Annotated in this window: 22 protein-coding genes; 10 read left to right on the forward strand and 12 right to left on the reverse strand. The window is 58.2% G+C overall.

What is annotated here, in order from left to right; translation table 11 throughout:
- The first annotated feature begins 42 nt into the window (after positions 1-42).
- From yfkAB to ACFFSY_RS16300, 6 genes are all read left to right on the forward strand, one after another.
- A complete protein-coding gene (yfkAB, locus tag ACFFSY_RS16275) occupies positions 43-1,173 on the forward strand; it encodes a radical SAM/CxCxxxxC motif protein YfkAB (protein ID WP_377495836.1) in 1,131 nt (376 codons plus the stop codon).
- 34 nt (positions 1,174-1,207) lie between these two features.
- Positions 1,208-2,548: a hemolysin family protein gene (locus ACFFSY_RS16280; RefSeq protein WP_377495838.1), complete on the forward strand. Its 1,341-nt coding sequence runs from the start codon at positions 1,208-1,210 to the stop codon at positions 2,546-2,548.
- Positions 2,549-2,599: 51 nt separating this feature from the next.
- Positions 2,600-3,634 (forward strand): sporulation integral membrane protein YtvI, encoded by a 1,035-nt coding sequence (ytvI, locus tag ACFFSY_RS16285; protein WP_377495840.1) that lies wholly within the window; start codon positions 2,600-2,602, stop codon positions 3,632-3,634.
- Positions 3,635-3,823: 189 nt separating this feature from the next.
- The gene (locus tag ACFFSY_RS16290) at positions 3,824-4,054 is read left to right on the forward strand and encodes a spore coat associated protein CotJA (protein WP_377495842.1); all 231 of its coding nucleotides are present in this window, start codon (positions 3,824-3,826) and stop codon (positions 4,052-4,054) included.
- Entirely contained in the window at positions 4,051-4,317 is a 267-nt protein-coding gene (locus ACFFSY_RS16295) for a spore coat protein CotJB (RefSeq protein ID WP_377495844.1), read from the forward strand. Before ACFFSY_RS16290 ends, ACFFSY_RS16295 begins: the two co-directional genes overlap by 4 nt.
- 48 nt (positions 4,318-4,365) lie before the next feature.
- Positions 4,366-4,935 carry a manganese catalase family protein gene (locus tag ACFFSY_RS16300; protein ID WP_377495846.1) on the forward strand — a complete coding sequence of 190 codons (570 nt, stop codon included), beginning with the start codon at positions 4,366-4,368 and terminating at the stop codon, positions 4,933-4,935.
- Between the two features lie 93 nt (positions 4,936-5,028).
- Here the strand turns inward: ACFFSY_RS16300 and ACFFSY_RS16305 are convergent, their stop codons facing one another.
- Positions 5,029-5,364: a hypothetical protein gene (locus ACFFSY_RS16305; protein ID WP_377495848.1), complete on the reverse strand. Its 336-nt coding sequence runs from the start codon at positions 5,362-5,364 to the stop codon at positions 5,029-5,031.
- A 272-nt stretch (positions 5,365-5,636) separates the two neighbouring features.
- On the opposite strand from ACFFSY_RS16305, the gene ACFFSY_RS16310 reads away from it, so the two are divergent.
- Both ACFFSY_RS16310 and ACFFSY_RS16315 read left to right on the forward strand, forming a co-directional pair.
- A complete protein-coding gene (locus ACFFSY_RS16310; RefSeq protein ID WP_377495850.1) occupies positions 5,637-6,776 on the forward strand; it encodes a phosphodiester glycosidase family protein in 1,140 nt (379 codons plus the stop codon).
- 82 nt (positions 6,777-6,858) lie between these two features.
- Complete coding sequence (locus ACFFSY_RS16315) at positions 6,859-7,530, forward strand: HAD family hydrolase (RefSeq protein ID WP_377495852.1); 672 nt, start codon at positions 6,859-6,861, stop codon at positions 7,528-7,530.
- Between the two features lie 35 nt (positions 7,531-7,565).
- On the opposite strand, the gene ACFFSY_RS16320 is transcribed toward ACFFSY_RS16315, so the two are convergent.
- From ACFFSY_RS16320 to ACFFSY_RS16345, 6 genes are read right to left on the reverse strand one after another with little or no spacing between them, the layout of a single operon-like run.
- Entirely contained in the window at positions 7,566-8,723 is a 1,158-nt protein-coding gene (locus ACFFSY_RS16320; protein ID WP_377495854.1) for a YheC/YheD family endospore coat-associated protein, read from the reverse strand.
- Positions 8,724-8,739: 16 nt separating this feature from the next.
- Positions 8,740-9,180 carry a GNAT family N-acetyltransferase gene (locus ACFFSY_RS16325; RefSeq protein ID WP_377495856.1) on the reverse strand — a complete coding sequence of 147 codons (441 nt, stop codon included), beginning with the start codon at positions 9,178-9,180 and terminating at the stop codon, positions 8,740-8,742.
- Positions 9,181-9,202: 22 nt separating this feature from the next.
- The gene (locus tag ACFFSY_RS16330; protein ID WP_377495858.1) at positions 9,203-10,345 is read right to left on the reverse strand and encodes a YheC/YheD family endospore coat-associated protein; all 1,143 of its coding nucleotides are present in this window, start codon (positions 10,343-10,345) and stop codon (positions 9,203-9,205) included.
- A gap of 3 nt (positions 10,346-10,348) precedes the next feature.
- Complete coding sequence (locus ACFFSY_RS16335) at positions 10,349-11,719, reverse strand: YheC/YheD family endospore coat-associated protein (RefSeq protein ID WP_377495860.1); 1,371 nt, start codon at positions 11,717-11,719, stop codon at positions 10,349-10,351.
- On the reverse strand, positions 11,716-12,951 hold the full coding sequence (locus tag ACFFSY_RS16340; RefSeq protein ID WP_377495862.1) for a YheC/YheD family endospore coat-associated protein: 1,236 nt from the start codon (positions 12,949-12,951) through the stop codon (positions 11,716-11,718). Before ACFFSY_RS16340 ends, ACFFSY_RS16335 begins: the two co-directional genes overlap by 4 nt.
- 36 nt (positions 12,952-12,987) lie before the next feature.
- Positions 12,988-14,358, reverse strand: coding sequence for a YheC/YheD family endospore coat-associated protein (locus ACFFSY_RS16345; RefSeq protein WP_377495864.1), 1,371 nt, complete (start codon positions 14,356-14,358; stop codon positions 12,988-12,990).
- Positions 14,359-14,541: 183 nt separating this feature from the next.
- Here ACFFSY_RS16345 and ACFFSY_RS16350 point away from each other — a divergent pair, with 183 nt between their 5' ends.
- Positions 14,542-14,877: a YlbF family regulator gene (locus ACFFSY_RS16350; RefSeq protein WP_377495866.1), complete on the forward strand. Its 336-nt coding sequence runs from the start codon at positions 14,542-14,544 to the stop codon at positions 14,875-14,877.
- A gap of 115 nt (positions 14,878-14,992) precedes the next feature.
- Here the strand turns inward: ACFFSY_RS16350 and ACFFSY_RS16355 are convergent, their stop codons facing one another.
- Together ACFFSY_RS16355 and ACFFSY_RS16360 are read right to left on the reverse strand one after the other, a co-directional pair.
- Complete coding sequence (locus ACFFSY_RS16355; RefSeq protein ID WP_377495868.1) at positions 14,993-16,390, reverse strand: sensor histidine kinase; 1,398 nt, start codon at positions 16,388-16,390, stop codon at positions 14,993-14,995.
- Positions 16,391-16,502: 112 nt separating this feature from the next.
- Complete coding sequence (locus tag ACFFSY_RS16360) at positions 16,503-17,909, reverse strand: sensor histidine kinase (RefSeq protein ID WP_377495870.1); 1,407 nt, start codon at positions 17,907-17,909, stop codon at positions 16,503-16,505.
- Positions 17,910-18,078: 169 nt separating this feature from the next.
- Here ACFFSY_RS16360 and ACFFSY_RS16365 point away from each other — a divergent pair, with 169 nt between their 5' ends.
- Complete coding sequence (locus ACFFSY_RS16365; protein WP_377495872.1) at positions 18,079-19,422, forward strand: DRTGG domain-containing protein; 1,344 nt, start codon at positions 18,079-18,081, stop codon at positions 19,420-19,422.
- 40 nt (positions 19,423-19,462) lie between these two features.
- Here ACFFSY_RS16365 and ACFFSY_RS16370 read toward each other — a convergent pair whose 3' ends face one another.
- From ACFFSY_RS16370 to ACFFSY_RS16380, 3 genes are all read right to left on the reverse strand, one after another.
- Positions 19,463-19,759, reverse strand: coding sequence for a YtpI family protein (locus tag ACFFSY_RS16370; RefSeq protein WP_377495874.1), 297 nt, complete (start codon positions 19,757-19,759; stop codon positions 19,463-19,465).
- A gap of 69 nt (positions 19,760-19,828) precedes the next feature.
- Positions 19,829-20,344, reverse strand: a complete 516-nt coding sequence (locus tag ACFFSY_RS16375; protein ID WP_377495876.1) for a sporulation membrane protein YtrI — start codon at positions 20,342-20,344, stop codon at positions 19,829-19,831.
- A 3-nt stretch (positions 20,345-20,347) separates the two neighbouring features.
- A complete protein-coding gene (locus tag ACFFSY_RS16380) occupies positions 20,348-20,683 on the reverse strand; it encodes a YtrH family sporulation protein (protein WP_377495878.1) in 336 nt (111 codons plus the stop codon).
- Positions 20,684-20,693: the final 10 nt, after the last annotated feature.

Genomic DNA, 20,693 nt, shown 5'->3' on the forward strand with positions numbered 1-20,693 from the left:
CCATAAACGCTACAATTTTATTTATTAAGGTGTTGACACGTGATGAAAGTTTTACCGAACGTACATGATGTATTATCACCATTATCGCCGCAGAACGACCCCTGGGACCCGATTACGTCGCTGCGGCAATATGGCCGGCATCGCCTAACAAGCGTCGAGATGACCGTATCCAATCTGTGCAATATGCGCTGCGAGCACTGTGCGGTCGGCGATACGCTCGTACTCCGCGAGCCGGAGAAGCTGCCGCTGGATCTGATGCTGCGGCGGTTGGACGAAGTGGAGCATTTGCAGACGATCAGCATTACGGGCGGCGAGCCGTCCTTCGCGGAGCGTACCGTTCGCGAGTACATTATCCCGCTCTTGAAATATGCCCGCAGCCGGGGCGTACGCTCCCAGATCAACTCGAACGTGACGCTTGATTATAGCCGGTACGAGGCGATCGCGCCGTACTTGGATGTCATGCACATTTCTTTCAACTATACGAACGCGGACGACTTCCACGAGATCGGATTCGCGAAGAGCGGTCATGCTGTGCCCCGGGAAGCGGCGGTGCGGATGTACGAGCGTATGATTGACAATACGCGTCGTCTGACCGAAGGCGGGCTGCTCGTCTCCGCGGAATCGATGATTAACTACCGGACGCATACGAAGATAGTCGACATTCACAAACTAATCATGGAGATGGGCTGTCAGCGCCACGAGGTGCACCCGATGTATCCGAGCGCGTTCGCGGCGAACTTGCCCGTACTGAGCGGGGAAGACATGCGCCGGGCGATCGTCGATCTGCTCGATCACCGCGACAAATCGGCATGGATGCTGTTCGGCACGCTGCCGTTCTTCCACTGCAGCGAGAACGCGGAGGACCGCGAGCTGCTGCGGCGACTGGCGTCGGAGCCGAACGTCACCGTGCGCAACGATCCGGACGGCCGCAATCGGCTGAACGTCAACCTGTTCACCGGCGACGTATTCGTGACCGACTTCGCCGATGTACCTTCGTTCGGCAACGTGCAGCGCGACCGGCTCGGCGACCTGTTCGACCGCTGGCTCGGCGATTCCCTCGCGGCAAGCGTCAGCTGCCATTGCCCGCAAGCTTCCTGCTGCGGACCGAACCTGCTTGTGAAGGACATGTATTACAAGGACGTCGATTTCACGAAGCGCCAGGCGGTTATGTAATAAGAAAAGGCGGGAGAGGAGCGGATTTAAGGCCGTGCATACCGAATTTCACCTCGGATCTATCGTACTCAATTTGCTGCTCGTCATCGTACTCGTCATCCTGAACGGTCTGTTCGTTGCCGCCGAATTCGCCCTTGTCAAAGTCCGCTCGACCCGGCTGACCCAGCTGGCGGGCGAAGGGAATGTCCGCGCACGTTACGCGCTCAAAGTGAACGGTAAGCTCGATGCTTATTTATCCGCGACGCAGCTTGGCATTACGCTTGCTTCGCTCGGTCTCGGTTGGGTCGGGGAGCCGGCGATCTCAGAACTGATCGTCGAGCCGCTCTTCTATCAGCTAGGGATGACCGACGAAGGGCTCATTACGACCGTATCGGTCATTATCGGCTTCGTCGTGATTACATTCCTCCATATCGTGCTTGGGGAGCTCGCGCCCAAGTCGCTGGCCATCCGCAAGTCGGAGGCAACCTCGCTATGGCTGTCCGTTCCGCTGCTTTGGTTCTACCGGCTGTTCCTGCCGGCAATCTTCGTCTTGAACGGGACCGCCAACCGGCTGCTGCGCTTGGTTGGCATCGCGCCGGCCAGCGAGCACGAGTCCGCGCATACGGAGGAAGAAATCCGCATCCTGATGGATCAGAGCACCAAGAGCGGCATCATCGATAAGGACGAGATGACGCTGTTCGATAACATCTTTGAATTCTCGGACCGGCTAGCCCGCGAGGTTATGCTGCCGCGCACGGACATGGATTGCTTGAATGCGGAGATGCCGTTCTCCGAGAACATGAAGCTCGTCTACGAGAAGAAGCATACCCGCTTTCCAGTCTGCGTTGACGATAAGGATCAAATCATCGGTTTCGTCCACATCACCGACCTCTTGATGGCTGACCCGGACGAAGAGCACGAATTGGGGAAATTCGTGCGCCCGATTCTGAATGTGCCGGAATCGATGGAGATCAGCCACGTGCTGAAGCTGATGCAGCTTAAGCACTCCCAGCTGGCTATCGTCGTAGACGAATATGGCGGCACGGCGGGGATGTTGACGACCGAGCTGATTCTGGAAGAGATCGTCGGGGAAATCCATGACGAATTCGATACGGAAGAACCAAGCATCGTCGTGAACGGCGAAGTCACGTCGGTGGACGGCCGCACGCTCATCGAGGACGTGAACGGGATGTTCCAGCTCGACATCGAAGATGAGGACGTCGATACGATCGGCGGCTGGTTGTTCACCAGACTTGAAGGCAATCCGGTGAAGGGGAAGAAAATCATCCACGACGGCTATATTTTCGAAGTGGCCGAAAGTGTTAAGCTTCGCGTGCTTCGCGTACATATCTACAAGCAGCCGCCGCTTCGAGTCGTAGAAGCATCTCCCGAGTGAATCGGGAGGGGGCTTGGGCTTGGGGAGACAGATAGAGGGGGAACCGGACCAATGTCCATGAAACAAGTATTAACTGCCGCGGCGGGGCTTATATTTCTCTACCTGCTGTTTACGGTAGGATCGCCTTTCTTGCTCGCGCTGCTGGTGGCGATCTTTCTCGAGCCGCTCAACCGGTTATTTATGAGGAAGTTGCGGTTGAACCGTCTGGCCGCGGGCATCATCTCATGCACGTTGTTTACCGTGCTGCTGATCGGCCTATTCATCGGAATCGGCGTCAAGCTATCCGCGGAAGTGATCGCCTTCTGGGATAAGGCGCCGCGGGTCGTCGGCGAAGCGAACGCATACATTCAACAGACGATCGACAGCGCGAAGGAGCTGTACGCCCATATGCCGCCGGATGCAGCGAGTCAGTTGGAGAGCACGCTTAAGGGACTGTCTAACTCGCTAGTGAGCGTGGTGGCGAATATTTCGCATTCGTTCGTCGGCTTTGCCAAGGGCATACCGGGGATGTTCATCTTCTTCATCGTGTTTCTCGTCGCCGTATATTTGTTCACGTTCAGCTTGTCTTCGCTCAAATCCTCGTTCCTCTCGATTTTCGACGAGCGTTCGCGCGGGCAAGTCGAGCAGGTGCTCGAAAATTTGCGCAGATCGGTGCTTGGCTTTATCCGCTCGCAGCTCATTCTGAGCGCGCTGACCTATGTCATTACGTTGATTGGCCTGATCATCCTCGGGCTTAAATATCCCCTTGCCATCGCGCTGCTCGTCGTCATCGTCGACATTATGCCGATCCTCGGGACGGGCTCGGTGCTCGTACCGTGGGCGGGCTACTTACTTCTCACCGACCATGGCTTCGAAGGCGCCGGCCTGCTCATCCTGTTCGTCGTCATCACGGTCTTCCGCCGGATCGTCGAGCCGAAGGTGCTGGGAGATGCGGTCGGGATCGGCGCGCTGCCTGCGCTCATCAGCTTGTATGTCGGGTTTAAACTCGTCGGCGTCATCGGCGTGTTTCTCGGACCGCTTGTCGTCATCGTCTATATGGCGGCGCGCAAAGCGGGACTGTTCCAAACGAAAATCAAACTGGAATAATGTCCGACTTTCTTGAAGTCTGCGGCCGCGCATGCGGCTGCAGGCTTTTTTCGTTGCGCAAGCAGGGGGCAGCAATTGGACAAACCTGTCTTATTACCCGGGAAATTGCCGAAATAACGAACAAGAAAGCAATGGGCGCCGCATATACATAAACAAGAATGAAGTCTGCACCCAAGAGGAGGTTAAACGGTGAGCGTCAACAATCAGCTTCGAGAGTGGTATCCGTTCGTAGGACCGTTCGATCCGTGTCCACCGATTATCGTCAAGACATATGTCGTGCCGCCGAATCAGTATATTCCGTATCAGCCGATGAACTTGCCGCAATTCCCGCTCGATCAGGCGCTGAAGCTCGGCACGCTCTGGCCGGCGTTGTTCAGCCCCTATGAATCCAAATGCGGAACGGGAGGACCAAGGCCATGAGCGAGCGACAGCTAGACGCCAATTACTACGCGAAGCTTCTGGAGCTTCAGCAGCTGGATTTTGCCCTCGTCGAATTGAATCTGTATCTGGATACCCACCCGAACGATATGCAGGCGGTGACGCAGTACAATCAGCTGGCTCAGCAGCGTAAACAATGCGCTATTCATTTCGAACACCAATACGGCCCCCTCATGAATTTCGGGCACAGCTTTTCGAAGTATCCGTGGCAATGGGTGGAAAGTCCTTGGCCTTGGCAAGTATAGACAGTTGGCGTGACTATTGATCGTACTTAAAGGAGGCAGAAGAGACGCATGTGGGTATACGAAAAAAAACTGCAGTATCCGGTAAGGGTAAGCAAGTGCGATCCACGCATGGCGAAATTTCTGCTTGAGCAGTATGGCGGCGCCGACGGCGAGCTCGCCGCCGCGCTGCGCTACTTAAATCAGCGGTACACGATACCGGATAAGGTAATTGGATTATTGAATGATATTGGCACGGAGGAGTTCGCGCATCTCGAGATGATCGCGACGATGATCTACAAGCTGACCAAGGATGCGACGGTCGAGCAGCTGGAGGCGGCAGGGCTGGGCGGCAACTACGCACAGAGGGACCACGCGATCTTCTATGCGAATGCGGAAGGCGTGCCATGGACGGCGGCGTACATTCAGGCGAAAGGCGACCCGCTGGCGGATCTGTACGAGGACATCGCGGCGGAAGAGAAGGCACGGGCGACGTATCAATGGCTGATCGACATGACCGACGACGTCGATCTGCAGGACAGCTTGAAGTTCCTGCGTGAACGCGAGATCGTCCATGCGCTTCGATTCAAGGAAGCGGTGGAGATCATCAAAGCGGATCGGGATGCGAGAAAGGTGTTCTAACGGGAATTCATAAAACAACAAAAAAGCAGGGAACGATCACGTATACCCATGACGGATATGCGCAAGCGTCGGTCCCTGCTTGTAAGCGTTGGATTAGTTGGTCGACATGACGAGCGTGAGCACGGTCAGCGAAACGGTATAGAGAAGGGAGAACCAGAGCACGGCCGTCCGTTCCCATCGGATGCGGGGGCCAAAGCGATCGGAAGCAGAACGATGTCGGGCGCTGGCCGAATGTTGGCGCGATGCTGTCAGTTCGGCGACGAGCGCGTGGCGCAGTCCGTACGAGTAGACAAGCAGGCTGGCCAGAAAAAGGACGAAATGGGTCATTGCAAATGATGTGAGGGCAGCCATGGCGACCACGTTGACGATGAGAACGATAGAGTAATACGTGGTGCGCGCTTCATAGTAAACCTTCGCTTTATCTAACAAAAGGACGGCTCCTTTCACGATTCCCTTGAAGTTGATCCTATCGTAACATAAGACCAACTTCGGAATGGGCATAGAGGTTGAACGTTTTTTGAACGCGCCTCAAAGTTCGCCGGTCTGTAACAATTGATCGTCCAACCGTCGTTCAGGCACTCCGTTCGCGATAATTATTTTACTTAATTTGTAAAATTTCGTCGGCATGTGAAACTTTCTGCTTCTCACCATCGTCTAGGATGTAGCATTAGAACGAGAGTAGAAAGCGGGGAAGTACGACGATGGCAGCACAGCTTCCACCGGCATCCACGCGCGCGCAGGCCGCCATGCAGGCCAAAAGCATGAAGCGGCGCACGCGTAAACGCCGGTCGTATAAAGCATTCTTTTATTTGAGTACTTTTTTCATGCTGGTAGCGGCATCTGGCCTTGGATGGCTGTTCCTGACGCCGTCCGGCACGAACTTGCGGTATTTGGCCGCCGATTCGCTCATTATTACGCAGCATCGCCATTGGGCGAAGTATATTATCGGGCAAGCTGAACTGGACAAGCGGGTCGCAGAGAAGAAGGCGATCGAAGAGCAGATGGGCGTCGAAGTGGATACGCATGAGATCGTGCGGTCTACAGCGGCGGAGACGGCGGGGGAAGTCGAGACGAAGCCGTTGGTCGAGATTGAGGAAATTTCCGGCACCGGTTATAAAGGCCATGTGATGATCGTGAACGACCCGACGAAGATTCGGCTCGGCGTTCCGGCCAAGCAAGGGCGGGGCGAACGCGTGCGCAGCATGGTCGAGCGTACCGGCGCCATTGCCGGGGTCAACGCCGGCGGGTTCGCGGACCCGAATTGGCAGGGCAACGGCTTCCAGCCGATCGGCGTCGTCATTTCGCACGGCGAAGTTTTCTATAGCGATCTTGGCAAGAAGAAGACGACGCAGATCGTCGGGCTTGACTACAACGGCAAGATGATCGCGGGTCGTTATTCGTTGGAGGAGATGAAGGCGTTGAACGTGCGGGAAGCGGTATCGTTCCAGCCGCGGCTCATCGTCAACGGCAAAGGGCTCATCAAGAACGCCAAAGACGGTTGGGGGATCGCACCTCGCACGGCGATGGGTCAGCGAGAGGACGGGGCGATCATCTTCGTCGTCATCGACGGCCGCCAGCCAGGCCACAGCATCGGGGCGAACCTGTACGACGTGCAAAATATTATGCTCGAGCACGGCGCCGTCATCGCGGCCAACCTGGACGGAGGCTCGTCCACCGTGCTCGTCAAGGACGACAAGGTGCTCAATCGCCCGTCCACCAAGAGCGAGGAAGGCCGTTACTTGCCGACTGCGTTCCTCGTCTTCGACGACCCGGAGTCGGTCGATATTCCGAACGTGTGGGCAGGGCTTCGGCCGGGGGATATTGATGCGGGAAAATGGTGAACCAAGGAGCCCCGCTTGTCATTGCGTCCGCTACCCCCTTTCCAGTATCATAGGTGCAGACATGAAAGGGGAGAAGCGTACGATGGAGCAAACGCCACGCCTGCCGGAACCGCAGGCGCTTATTTTCGATATGGACGGCACGCTGTTCGAGACGGACACGCTGCTGCGCGGCGTGCATGAGCGAATCTTCGATACGCTGCGCGAGGAAGGGCTCTATCTGGAGCCGACGCCGCCGGTCGAGAAGCTGCTCGGGTGTCTGGGCATGCTGCTCGAGGATATTTGGATGAATTTGATGCCCGGCAGCACGGAGGCCGCCCGTCTGCGCGCCGACGAGCTAATGCTCCAGTATGAGCTTGAAGGGCTGGAAGCGGGCGAGGGTTCGCTCTATCCGCACGTTGCGGACGTGCTGCGCGAACTGAAGGCGCGCGGCCGCAAACTGTACGTCGCAAGCAACGGGCTGGAACATTACGTGAAGGGTGTTGCCCGGCATCAAGGCATTCTGGAACTGTTCGACGGCGTCTACAGCGCCGGCGAATACAAGACGGCGACGAAGGTGGATCTGGTTGCCCGCCTGCTCCGGGACCATGGACTCGAATCCGCCTGGATGGTCGGGGACCGCTCTTCTGACGTAGAAGCGGGCAAGGGCAATGGCCTGCCCGTGATCGGCTGCGCGTACGCCGTCTATGGTCGTCCGGACGAGCTGTCCGGCGCGGACGTACTGATCCGTGATTTCCGCGAACTGCTGGCGCTCTAAGCCGCAACCGCACGCCGAACACGAAAAGCCGGTTCTCAGCGAGAACCGGCTTTTTTGTCGTTGCTGCGTTTGATGGCGGCCGCTGCCGCTTTACGCTGCTGTTTTTGCTCATACATCCATAAGGCGAATTCGAGCGGACGCGTGATTGCTGTCTGGTACGTCTCTTGGTCGCCGATTTGTTTGAACACTTCGCGGGCTGGCTTCGGATTGACCTCGATTAACCAGATGTGACCTTTCTTGTCGATGGCCAAATCGAGCGCGAGCTCGCATAGCCGGCCATAGGACGCCTCCAGATGGGCGGCAACCTCAAGACTGAAAGACTCGGCTTCCGCTTTGGCCGCCTCTTCGATCTCCTCGTCCTGGAGCCACTGACGCATCAAGTCCGTCATAGGGATCGCCTCGCCGCCGCCGTGCAAGTTCGACGTGATGCTGCCGGAGGGGCCGATACGCCCCGCGCAGCCGGTCACCGCCCATTCGCCGTTCCCGTTCTTCTGGACGAGCATGCGGTAGTCGTGCACGCGTCCGCTGGCCAGCTTGAGCTGGATGCCCTGCTGCACGAGATAACGGTTGCCTTTTAAGTCCCAGGATGCGAGCCGGGCATGCAGCGAAGAGAGCGGTACGCGCTGCGGCCGGATGATCTTCCGATTATGCTCCCGGCCCTGGATCAGATAAGTGCCATCCTTCTGCTTCTCAATACGGAGGATGCCGCGTCCGCCGGTGCCGGTAATCGGCTTCAAGTAGACTAGCGGATATTTGCGGATGAGTTCCGACAAATCGCTTTGGCTCTCGTACAGGCGGGTTTCGGGCAAATGGTCGCGGAACTGGCTTTCTAGGCGCAGCGTCCGGTAGACCGTCCACTTGTTGCGAAGCATGCGGTTCAGGAAAAACAGGTGCCCGTATTGCTTGCGGAACTGCTGCAGCCGTTCGAACCGGGGGCTGCGCTGAATGCGGCAGCGGTCGAAGATCATGGTCGGGAATGCGCGCCACTCGCGGTGCCATGTCTTTAGTTTAGGGTAGTAAACATGCGCATGAATGCGGTTCGTCTGGTAGTTGACGTCATCCGGCGTAAAGACGAATACGTCCAGCCCCAGCTGCTGTCCGGCTAGCGTCATCTTCTGGTAGACAGGCCGCTCCTCCAGCAGACCGGCGTCGTTGAGATAGAGCGTCAAAATACCGAGCACGGGTTGGGCCATGGGAATCCTCCTTGGGTCAATTGCGCGAACGGCCGTATTCGAAGCGCAGCGTCGGCTTGCCGGTCGGACCGCGCTGCAGCGCGACCGCGGTCATTCCGGCCTTAAAGCACATCTGCATGCTGGAGGCGTTGTCGGCCGCGACTGTGCAGGAAAGGCGTCCGTAACGTACGCACAGGGCGCGCAGGAGCGCGCAACCGATGCCGCGTCCGCGCAGATCGCCGCGCACGACGACGATGCAGGCGCGTTCACCGTTATCCAGCACGAAGGCGAAGCCGGCAAGTTCGCCGTCGTCGGTTGCGACGGCGATGCCGGCATCTGTGTCTTCTTCCGGATCGAGCGCGCGAAGCTTGGCGATTGCGGAGGCGGTTATCCGTTTGTCGCCGTGACGGCCGGCAAAGGCGACAAGCTTCGCTCGGATGGCCGCCCAGCGCTCGGGCGCGAGCAGCTGCACTTTCATTTCCTCCGCCTCCCTTCTAGGGCTATCGCTTGCTGCCGATTCGAAGCAAATAGCGGCTGTATTGGAAAATCCGGTCGAGCGATTGTTTGCGGATTTCGGGCTCGTCGAATTTCATCGGTTTCGCATTGGCTTCGAAGAACCACACGTTGCCCGTCTGGTCCACGCCCAAGTCCATGGACATCTCGGCGTGATTCATACCTGCGCCTCGTTCGATTTGCTTGGCAATGACCAGCGCCGCTTGTTTGGCCCTTGTGTAAATCTTACGCGCCTCTTCTTGGCCAAATACGCTGACGAGCAGTTTCTCGGGATCCTCGATGCTCCCCCCGCGCGGCACGTGCGTCGTTATGCTGAGCGAGCCGGCGACGCGCGCGCCGATGCCGGTAATGTCCCATTGGCCGCGGATGTTCTTCTGCGCGAGGACGCGCAGATCGAAGCGGCGGGTCTGGAACGAGGCGAGCGGGATGCCTTGCTGCGCGATATAGCGCTCCCCGCCGCTCTCTCTTTTCACCCGTGCCCACAGCTTGCCGATCGTGTCGCAATTGTAGGCGATGCTCTTGCGTTTGGCTTGAATTTGCAGCCGAAAGGGCAGCGTCTTCTCAGGGCGGACCTTGATCGTCATGATGCCTTTGCCCGCTTTGCCGCTCACCGGCTTCAAATAGAGATACGGATGCTCCCGCATCATATCGCTGAGCGCTTCGCGGCTGATCATGCGGCGCGTCGTCGGAATGTAGGGACGGGTGGTCGGCGCCTCGCGCAGCCATTTGAAGAGCGTCCATTTATTGAAAAAATGCGGGTTGAACAGATGGATGTGCGGATGGTTCAGGCAAGCTTCGAGCTTTCGTCTGACGGCCGGCTGCAGTTCGTCCTCGCGGAGCGGGATCCGATTGTAGACCACGTCGGGAGACGGGAAGGTGTGCGCAATCCACGTATCCGTCTTATCGTGGTACGTAAACCCGTTCATCTGTCGCTGCGTCAACTTCAATTGTTTCGCCGTGATGACGTAGACGAGAAAGCCGTGCTCACGGCCGATACGGATCAAATCCGCGAAATTGCTCCGATTGCCCCGGAACAGTTGAATATCGTCCTCGATCGTGAGGATGGCGAGCACGGGCTGCCTGCCCAAGATCTCCGCTCCTTCTCCGGTATCTTGGAGTTCAAGCTCCATGGGCTACTCCCTCCCTTTGAAGCGGGCCAAGTAAAGGCAATGTTCGATGATATGGGAGTAAGAATCACGCCCCTGACCGCGAAGCGCGGGGTGCCCGAAGATGGAGCGACCCGGTTTGGCATTCGCTTCGAACATCCAGATTTCACCGTCTTTGTCGATCCCGATATCAAGACCCAGCTCGCCCAGCGTATGCGGGAAATTGCGCTCGATGGCCTGACACAGCTTGATGGACACCTTCTTCGCCTTCTCCAGAATCTCGCTCGAGCGGCTGCCGAACGTTTGGTTCAACGCCTGGTCCGGCGTTAGCAGCTGTCCGCCGTTTTTGATATGGGTCGTGACGCTGCCCTTGCCGGCTTTCTTCGCTCCAATCCCGACGGGCACCCACTCGTTCTTGCCGTTCTTATGCATGTGGAAACGGAAGTCGATCGGGCATCCGTCGATCTCGATCAGCCGAATGCCCTGCTGGCAAACGTATTGACTCAGGTTCGTGCCGTGCCGCCCTTGGAGCATCCGCATCAACGCGTTGAATGTGTTGAAGCGCAGCAGCACGTTGCTGCCATTCTGGCGATAACGGGCGAAGTAGCCGCGGTTCGGATGGTACGTCAGCCGATAGATGCCGATCCCCAGGCTGCCGGCGGTTGGTTTGAAGTAGACGAATTGATGGTTCTCGAGCATCTCCTTTATTTTCTCCGGCTTCGGATGGTTGACGGACTCGGGCAAATGCTCCAGCGCTTCGATGTCCTTGTCGAGCATTTTGTACACGTCGGACTTGTTAAAGAAGCTCCAGTTGAAGAACGGTATTTTATTTCGAATGAACCGCTCGCGCAAGTTCACGATCGAAGTTGTAACTTCCGCCCGGCGGCTGGGAAGCCGATTGTAGACGACGTCCGGCAGTGGAGCCGTTTTGCGGTACCAGCCGCCCTGCGCGTTCAGGAAATAGCCGTTGACGGTGCCTTGCTGCCAATTGATGTCACGCGGGGTGAACGCGAAAATATACGCCTTGCTCTCGCCGGTGCGGATAAGCTGGCGAATATAGCCAGTACGGCCGCCGAAAGGGGCATTCGACGCGCGGACGCCCGAATCGGTCAGAATACCGACGAGCGGCCCGAGCTGCATTTCGCCTTCCGTCGGCTGCACGACCGAGATACTGCCAGTCTTCGGCACGCGAATGCGCTCGCGCACGCCCGCGGACAGATAGACGTGATGGCCTTGCTTGCGGATCGGTTTAAGCGCGGCGGTGATCGATTCGCTGCCGAGCTTGAGCTGAACGTTCTTTTTGCCGGATAAGTTGAGCGATTTGAGGAGCGAACCCGACAAGTGGATGACTTTATCGTTATGCGGTGAAAAGTGGACGTGACACGATGTCAAACTCATGGATGAACCTCCTGGATGCATCCCCGATGGTATCGGGCTTGCTGGGTGTAGGTGGAGCCGCGTGTGGACCGATGATGGGACGATAGCGGAACAGGCGACAGGACGGTGCGGCCGGCTCCGGCGAGCCGCATGGCGGCCTGGAGCGGACGCAGGACGGCGAGCCGGTAGATGGCCGGTCTCGCATAGAAGGACATTCGGCCGGGCTTGGCGTTCGCTTCGAGCAGCCATAGCCGGCCGCTTGCTTCAAGGCCGAAATCGAGGCCCAGTTCGAAGAAACGGCCGAAATGTTGCTCCAGCGCGCGGGAGGCGCGCAGACTGAGCCGTGCCGTCCGCAGGAGCAGGCGGCGCGCCGCCGCCTCGCCGAAGCGGGCGGCGAGCACGGCAGCCGCGTCTTTGGCTTCGCCGCCTCCGTGCAGATTGGACGTAACGCTGCCGGGCGCGCCTTCCCGCACCGCGATGCCGGTTATGCGCCAGCGGCCCCGTTCGTCTTTCTGGATGAGCGAGCGAATGTCGCAGCTTGCGCCGGATTCGTTCCGAAGCGGCAAATACGGCTGCGCAATATAAGCGGCGCGAATGAACCGTTCGCACCAAGCCGCGCAGGCGGCCGCGTTCGTGAACGTGCGCGCGACGGCGGCGTTCCCGATCGTTCGTCCTTCTGCCCGCCAGAGCCCATCGCGAGCGGTTATCGCAATGGCGCCGCGACCTTGGTACCCGGCGTCCGGCTTGAGGAACACGCCGCGGGGGAACCGAAGCGCGAGCCGTTGCAAGCTTGATGTGCCCGGATAAGCGAAGGTAGGCGGCAGCGCCGGACGAAGCCGCTGATCGGTTCGCAGCGCCTCGTAGACGGCGAGCTTGCCGGGAAGGCTGCCGTTGAGCGGCGTGAGCGGCTTCCGCTCGGCCAGCTGCTTCAGCAGACCGGCTTTCGCTTGCCGCTCGGCCGGGTTCGCGCCGATGGCCCGGTCGTATACCAAGTCGGGCAGCGGCCAGCGCTTCTCGGTCCATCTGCCGCCCTGCAGCGCGTAGCCGGTCAATTCCGTCTCGCTTAAGGCCGCCCAAGCCGGGTGTGCATAGACGACATACACGATCATGCCAAGCTCGGCGCCCATCCGGCACAGTTCGCGGCAGAACCGGTCTTCGGGCAGGAGGCTTGGCGATGATTCGCCTGGCTGCTCCTCGCTCGGGCTGGGAGGTCTGGCGAGGATCGCCAATGCAGGCGTTGCGTGGGCTCTCATCGGTGCTGCCTCCTAAGCTGCGGCGCGAAGCCGTATCTAGAATTCGGCCAGATGCCGGGCGTAACGCATCAGATTGCGGACGGACGGGCGGATCTTCTGATCCGGCTGTAGCGGCGTGTTGTCGTTCTTCGATGGCTTAGAGTTAACCTCGAGCAGCCATACCCGGCCGTTCGTATCGAGCGCTAGATCGATGCCGAGCTCACCGAAGTGGGCGGGAATCTGCGTATCGATGCCTTGGGCGATGTCGAGCGCGGCGCGCTGCAGCCGCGCGAATGCATCGTGGCCCTGCGCATTGCTCAGATTGGACTTGGCGACCGCTTCCTTGACCGTGCTCAGCGTGCCGCCCCGGGCCAGGTTGGAGACGAAGTGATGGCTGCCGGCGGTGCGAGCGACGATGGACGTCATCGACCATTTGCCCTGCTCGTTTTTTTGCACGAGCGCGCGGAAGTCGACCGGGCGCCCGCCGATATCGATCAGGTTCAAGCCTTGCTGAATCTGATAACGAACGGACTTCATTTTGCCGGAGATGGATGAGAACAGCTTGAGCAGGTTGGAATAATTCTGCTTACGGGTCCCCCCGACGGTGGCGTGATGTGCGACGAAATTTTCCTGATCCAGCCGCGTAATGCGGATAATGCCTTTACCGAGACTGCCGCGGACGGGCTTCAAGAAGACGGTCGAATATTTCGAGCACATCGACTTCAGCATCGCGTAGTTCCGCAGTACATGCGACTCAGGCAAATATTTCACAAGCGTGCGGTCGCGTCCCAATGCCTCGAACACTTCCGGTTTATCCAGAAACTTTTCATTAAAGACAACGGTGTGGTGGCGCGATTTTACTTCTCGGAAAAAATGTTGTACGCTGGGTTTGTTCTCCAGCTTGCGGGAGGTAAGCCGGTTGCTGATGACATCGGCGACGGGCACGGCGATCTTGCGCCAGCCGCCGGCGTACACCCAGCCGTTCACGTGCTGATGGCTGTCGCCGATGCCTTCCGTCGTAAAGAAGTAGACATGCGCGCCGTAGACGGCGCAAGCATCGACAAGCTCCTTGCAGAACATCGTAATCGAACCAAACGGTTTCTCCGGCATACTCGGATCATCCCGGCTGATCAGCACGCCGATCAAGGGGCCAAGGGCAAGCACGGCGCTTGCGCTGCGGTACTGCAGCCGGAGTTGACAGCTGGCAACAATACCCATGCGCCTGGCCAGACTTTGGCTGATGCGCATGCCGTCGAATTTCTCGACCGCAACGACCTTAACGGGTTGGCGCATCGCGCCGAACTTGAGCGTGACCGGCTGGCCTTGCGGGATTTTCCACGGTTTCAAATAAGCATCGCCCAGCATGACCACGTCATCGGGCAGAATGCCCGGGCCGGTCACTTGTACGGCGATTTTGGATTTCAGCATAGGAATCTCCTTCCACGCTGGGAATTGAGGGCGGGCAGCTAGCGGTCTTATGGGTGTTTATGCGAATTACTTCATCATATGAGGACAGATCATCCTTGGTGATTGGCGCAAGGCATGCGATTGCAGGGCGAATAAGCCTGATTTTATAAATAACGGTCGGCTTTGAAGGAGAGGAGACGGACGATGAACGTATATGACAAGGCGTACGACTTGGCCAAAGCGTTAACGGACGGCGAGGAAGCGAAGGTGCTTAAAGCAGCTCAAGCCGCCGTGGACGCCGACCCCGAAGCGAAGCGGCTTATGGACGACTTTCGCGAGCGGCAAGCCCAGCTGCAGCAGCAGATTATGGCGGGGGAAGAACCGGCGGAGGATGCCATGGCTGGCTTAAGCGAACGGTACGAGACCATCGCGCGCCACCCGTTGATCGGACAGCTGTTCGACGCGGAGCGGCGGTTCAGCGCGGTGTTCGATGACGTGAACCGCATTATATCCGATGCGCTGCGTTCCGTGGGCGGTTAATCCGGAGGAGCAAGCGACAAGCAAGGCGCAGCGCGAAAGAGCCCGCAAGGTACGGTCCAAGACCGGCCTGCGGGCTCTTTCGGTTCAAACGGGCTTGCCGCTATCGCGGAGATGGCTAAGATCGGACGACGGAATGGCTTCTGTCTCCTCCAGACGCTTGCCCGCGTCCGGCGTCCTTGTCGCGCGCCACGTTCGGAATTCGGATCGTGATCACGACGCCACGCTCCTCGTCGGACTCGATCGAGACCAGGCCGCGATACTGAGCAGCCCGTTCGATGACGTTGCTGAGGCCAAGTCCGGAATGCTCGCCTTCCTTGGTCGTGTAGCCCGGCGTCACCATCGCCTTCTTCTGGGCTTCGGTCAGCACCGTGCCGCGGTTAGCGACGGAGATGGCTAGCGTGCCGCGTGTAACGGTCATCTCCAGCAAGACGAACCGCTCGCCGACGGGCAGCGCCAGGACGGCGTCGAACGCATTGTCGATCAGATTGCCGATCATGCGAACAAGGTCAATGCCCGTGACCGCGCCGAACGTGGCAGGCGCATCCTCGATCCGGTAGTCGAAGGCGATCCGCTTCGTATCGGCGATGGCCAGCTTCGCTTCGACGAGAGCGGCTAGCGCGGGCGAAGGATGATCGACATGCGCGCGATCCACAGTGCGGATCTCTTCAGCCACCCCGTGCATGTACTCGCGGAGCCGGTCCAGCTTGTTCATGGCGAGCATCGAATGCATGACTTGAACGTGATTGATGAAGTCATGACGCTGTCCTCGCACGGTGGCGAACATTTGGTTCAGCTCGTCGATGTAGGTTTTCTGGGTCGATTGGATCGCGTCTTCACGGATACGGACGATGAGCCGGATCGTATGGACGAAGATGAAGCAGATCAGTACCAAAGACACATAAATCGAAATTTCGACCCCGGCATCGGCGGACGTGTCGATAAACGTTTTAACGAGGAAGTAGCTGATGCAGACAAGTTGAAATACGGTCAACACGACCAAGTAGAAGGTTGGCGCCCCGCGCAGCCCGATGACGAATTGCGCGGCTTGCTTTAACGGTGCGAACTCTATGCGCCTTAGGTAGAGCGCCAGAGCGTATAAAGAAACATGAATCGGCGTACAGAACGCCATTTTGTAATAAAAGGGGGCGCTCATAAACGATTCAAACGTGATGGTTTTGGACGCGATGAAAATGCTCGATAGATCCGTTAGGATAGCCAACAGGAAAAAGAGCACGACGAAAAGCGATCGCAATTTGAAAGATTGTTTGCCGAACGTCAGCATGACCGCAATAAATAAGACAGCTACGGAATTTAGAAAATGCAGCGATGTCGGCAGAATATTGAACATCACTTCCATGTAAATGGTCGGCGCGGCCGTTCTGACGAGAAGACGACGCCAAGTCAACGGCTGCTGCAGCCCAAGCACCGCATAAATAAACCAGAAGAGGGCGTAGGTCTGCGGCAGCGTAATAAAAATGAATTCAAGCACGGTATCGAGCTGAGCGTAAGTCATAGTTCGAAAAACTCCCTCACAAGCGATAATGGGGCGCGGGCGAACGGCCCGCAGCCATAGAAGAATATACGGGAGCGGGCCAAGAACGGAGTCGAGAATCGACTGACCAACCTCACGAGCGCTCCGCGCGCTTCCCCTTATCGGCAGCATGTGCGGTCTGGCGACCTGCCTTCGGTTTGGCATTGGCCACGTTCGGAATTCGGATGGTGATCACGACGCCGCGGCTTTCGTCGGATTCCACGGCAACCGTGCCGCGATATTCGGCGGCGCGTTCGACAACATTGCTCAAGCCAAGACCGGAGTGCTCGCCTGTCTTCGTGGTATAGCCGGGGGCCAGCATCGCTTTCATCTGCTCCTCTGTCAAGAGGGTGCCTTGGTTGGTCACCGAGATGATTAACGCCCTGCGGAGCGTTGTCATCTCCAGCAGCACGAACCGTTCGCCGACGGGCAGGGCGAGGACGGCGTCGAACGCGTTGTCGATCAAATTGCCGATCATCCGCACGAGGTCGATACTCGTTACAGCGCCGAAGGTGGCGGGGGCGTCGTCGATTCTGTAGTCGAACGCGATCCGTTTGGCGTCCGCGATGGCGATTTTGGCTTCGACTAGCGCGGCCAGCGCGGGCGAAGGATGATCCACATGCGCGCGGTCCACGGTGCGGATTTCTTCCGCAATGCTGTGCATGTATTCGCGCAGCCGGTCCATTTTGTTCATCGCGAGCAGAGAGTGCATGACCTGCACATGGTTAATAAAGTCATGCCGCTGGCCCCGCACGGTGGCGAACATTTGGTTGAGCTCCGAGATGTACGTTCGTTGCGTCGCCTGGGTCGCTTCTTCACGCGTCTTGATGATTTCACGAATGGCCAAGATCAAGACAAGCACAATGAGGACGAGCGAGACGTACAGCGCCGCTTCAAAACCGCTGACGAATAACGGGTCCACATAGCGACTGACGATAAAATAGGAAATGCAGGCGATCTGCATCACCGATAATAGAGTCAGATAGAACGCGGGACGTCCCCTCAGGCTCAGTAGAAAAGCGATGAACCGCTTAAGCGGCGGGATCTTCGCCCGCTGCAGCTTGCGTCCTGCATATAGAAGCGCGCTGAACAGAATCCAGTAGACGAGGTATATGACATAGGGGGCAGAATTCCATATTTCGTCGTAATCGCCAAATCGGGAATAGATGATCAAAAAACCGGTGTCGAAGATGATGCCCATGAAGTTGAGCAGCGTGAATAAGAGCAATTTCATCTTGACGGGCTGCCTGCGGAACACAAGCCAAATGATAACTAGACTGGTCGCCATGGAGTTGACCAAGTGCAGCGATGTCGGCAGCACGGCGAACAGAACGTCCACATAGGCCAGCGCGAAGAATACCGTCGGCAGCAGCAGGCGGCGACGAAGGATGGGCTGCCACATGCCCAGCAGGACGGCGGAGAAATACATATAAATTACGAATTGCGGATAAGTAAGAATGAAAAACGCATAGATCCGGTGAATCTCATCCCAATTTTGCATCGTGCATTCTGCCTTTCTTAGGTACGCCGGAACGCGCGTTGGCGGCGCCGTCCCGCCTATTCGTATTTCCGTTAATGCCGTGTCGGGCTTGGCTATACTCCTTACTTTATCGGCTTTCTGCTAAAATAGGAATCATTATTTGTCGTATTATGTGAAAGGAGCGGAAGCGATGGAACCCAGGGATAGCAATAACGTCGCGCATACGAAACATGAGCGGATCATTCAATATATAACGAAGCTGAAAATCGGGACGCGCCTGTCTGTACGCACGATGGCGGAGGAGCTGGAGGTAAGCGAAGGAACGGCGTACAAAGCGATCAAGGAGGCGGAGGCGCTCGGGCTGGTCAGCACGAAGGAGCGGATCGGCACGGTGCGGATCAACCGCAAAAACCGGGGCGCGGTCGAGCGGCTGACGTTCGCGGAGGTGGCGGACATCGTGGAAGGCGAAGTGTTCGGCGGGGCATCGGGCCTGGAGAAGACGCTGCACAAATTCGTCATCGGCGCGATGGAGCTCGACGCCATGAGCCGCTATATCGACGCGGGAAGCCTCCTCATCGTCGGCAACCGGGACCGCGCGCACCGAATCGCGCTGGAACACGGGGCGGGCGTCCTCATCACCGGCGGATTCGGCACGAGCGAGGAGATGAAGCGGCTGGCGGACGAACGCGGATTGCCCGTCATCTCGTCCAAATTCGACACGTACACGGTCGCTTCGATGATCAACCGCGCGATGTACGACCGGTTGATCAAGCAGAAAATCATGCTGGTCGAGGATATCGTGACCTACAGCCGTCCGATCGAGACGATGCGCACGACCGAGACGAACCGTGATTTTCACGCCCTCGCGGCGCGGACCGGCCGCTCGCGATTCCCGGTGCTGGACGACCGGGGCCGGGTCGTAGGCATGATGACGATGAAGGACGCCGAGGGAGCGCCGGAGTCGCAAACGGTGGACAAGCTGATGACGAAGCACCCCATTACGGCGGCGCCGAACATCCCGATCGCTTCGGCGGCGCACACGATGGCGGCCGAGGGCATCGACCTGCTGCCGATCGTCGACAAGAACCGCAAGCTGCTGGCGACGCTGACGCGTTCCGAGGTGCTCGACGCGATGCGCTACGCCGGCAAGCAGCAGGAATCGGGCGATACGTTCGAAGATCTGATCGGCGCGGGATTCATGAAGGCCGAGGATGCGGGCGATGGCTGGATTTTCCGGGGCAAAATCACCCCGCAGATGTCCGGCGCGCTCGGCGTCATCTCCGAAGGCGTGCTTGTGACGCTGATGGCGCAGGCGGCCCGCGGACTTATCCGGGAGCTCGGCAAGCGCGACCATGGCATCGACAGCTTCAGCACATACTTCATTCGTCCGCTGCAGCTCGAGAGCGAAGTGTCGATCGTGCCGAAGCTGCTCGAGATGAGCCGCAAGAACGCGAAGCTTGAGGTCGAGCTGCTCGATGCGACGGGGCTGGCGGCCAAGGCCATGCTGACGGCGCAGCTTATCGACCCGTTCTGATCGTAGGCTGGGCGGACCAAAAAAGGGCAGCCGCCGGGGGCTACCCTTTCATAGAGCGATAGATGCTGTGATTGCGCAATCCGGCGAACAGATTGAACAGCCCGATTACGATCAGCAGCGTGCTGACGATGACTTTGACGGTCGACCCGCTGTACAACAGCAGGAAGAACAGCGCCAGCAACATGAGCATGACGCCCATGCAGACGTTCATCAGCGAGGTGTTCAAGCCGCGAACGCGGACATCGGACGAGCGGCGCGCCTTGAAGCTGAAGGTGACCGAACAGACGGACACCGCGATGATGGCGATGATGAGCACCCAGTGGAGGGCAATTTCCATGACGAAGGGACAGCTCCTTTGCATAACATTATTGCCTTCCATTGTACCATGAATCCAGCCGCTTGCGCATTAACCCGGCGACGGCTTGAGGATGCTCGCTTTGAACCACACTTGAAGGACGTTGTCGGAGACGAGCATCGTTTTGATTTCGATCGTATACGAATTGCCGTATATGCCCGTGAACACCTTGTCGTCCAGCAGCAGCCGGGCGATTTTGGAATTGGTGCCAATATCGTAGATGCTTGTCCCGAGCAGGGCGTTCAAGTTGGCACGAACGCGCTTCTTCAGCTCGGCTTTGGTCAATTCGTCGAATTCGATCGTCTCGCCATCGGCATCGCGGGCATCTTCTTGGATGGGCAGGACGCCCTTGATGACGGAATGCTTGTTCTTAAACTGCCGCAGCTCCTTTAGATCGATCTCGTACTGGGAGAGCTGCTGTTCCATGTCCGAATTGGCGATCATGACCGCTTCGAAGTTGGCCGTGAAGACGGAATGGTAGAAAATCGCACCGACGATAGCGCCGACGAGGAAGCTGGCCGCGCCTTGGGTGAGCACCGCGTAACGTTCGAATTGGGGGACGCGCATCGGCTATGCGGCCCCCTTGCAGAGCCATCGGATCAGCTCGGTGCCCAAGTGCGCGCCGAGGAAAGCGCAGACGATGAAGGCGATCTGCTGCGCGACCGGGGAGAGCTGGCCATCGGACAGATTGCTCTCGATGACCCGGATGGGGTCGATGGAGCCGCCGATCGCAGCGACGACCGCCCATATTTTCAGGTTCGCGGCCGTCTTGAGCATCATCGTCGAGGGGGGCATGAACAGGAATGTCGCGCCGATGCCCGCAAGCATCGCGCCTCCGAACACGACGCCGAACGCGGTGAAGAAATCGATAAAGGCCAGTACGAGTACGGGGTGTATATTGATCATGGCGCGCATC

Source organism: Paenibacillus aurantiacus, from assembly GCF_042431225.1.
GTDB lineage: Bacteria > Bacillota > Bacilli > Paenibacillales > Paenibacillaceae > Paenibacillus_Z > Paenibacillus_Z aurantiacus.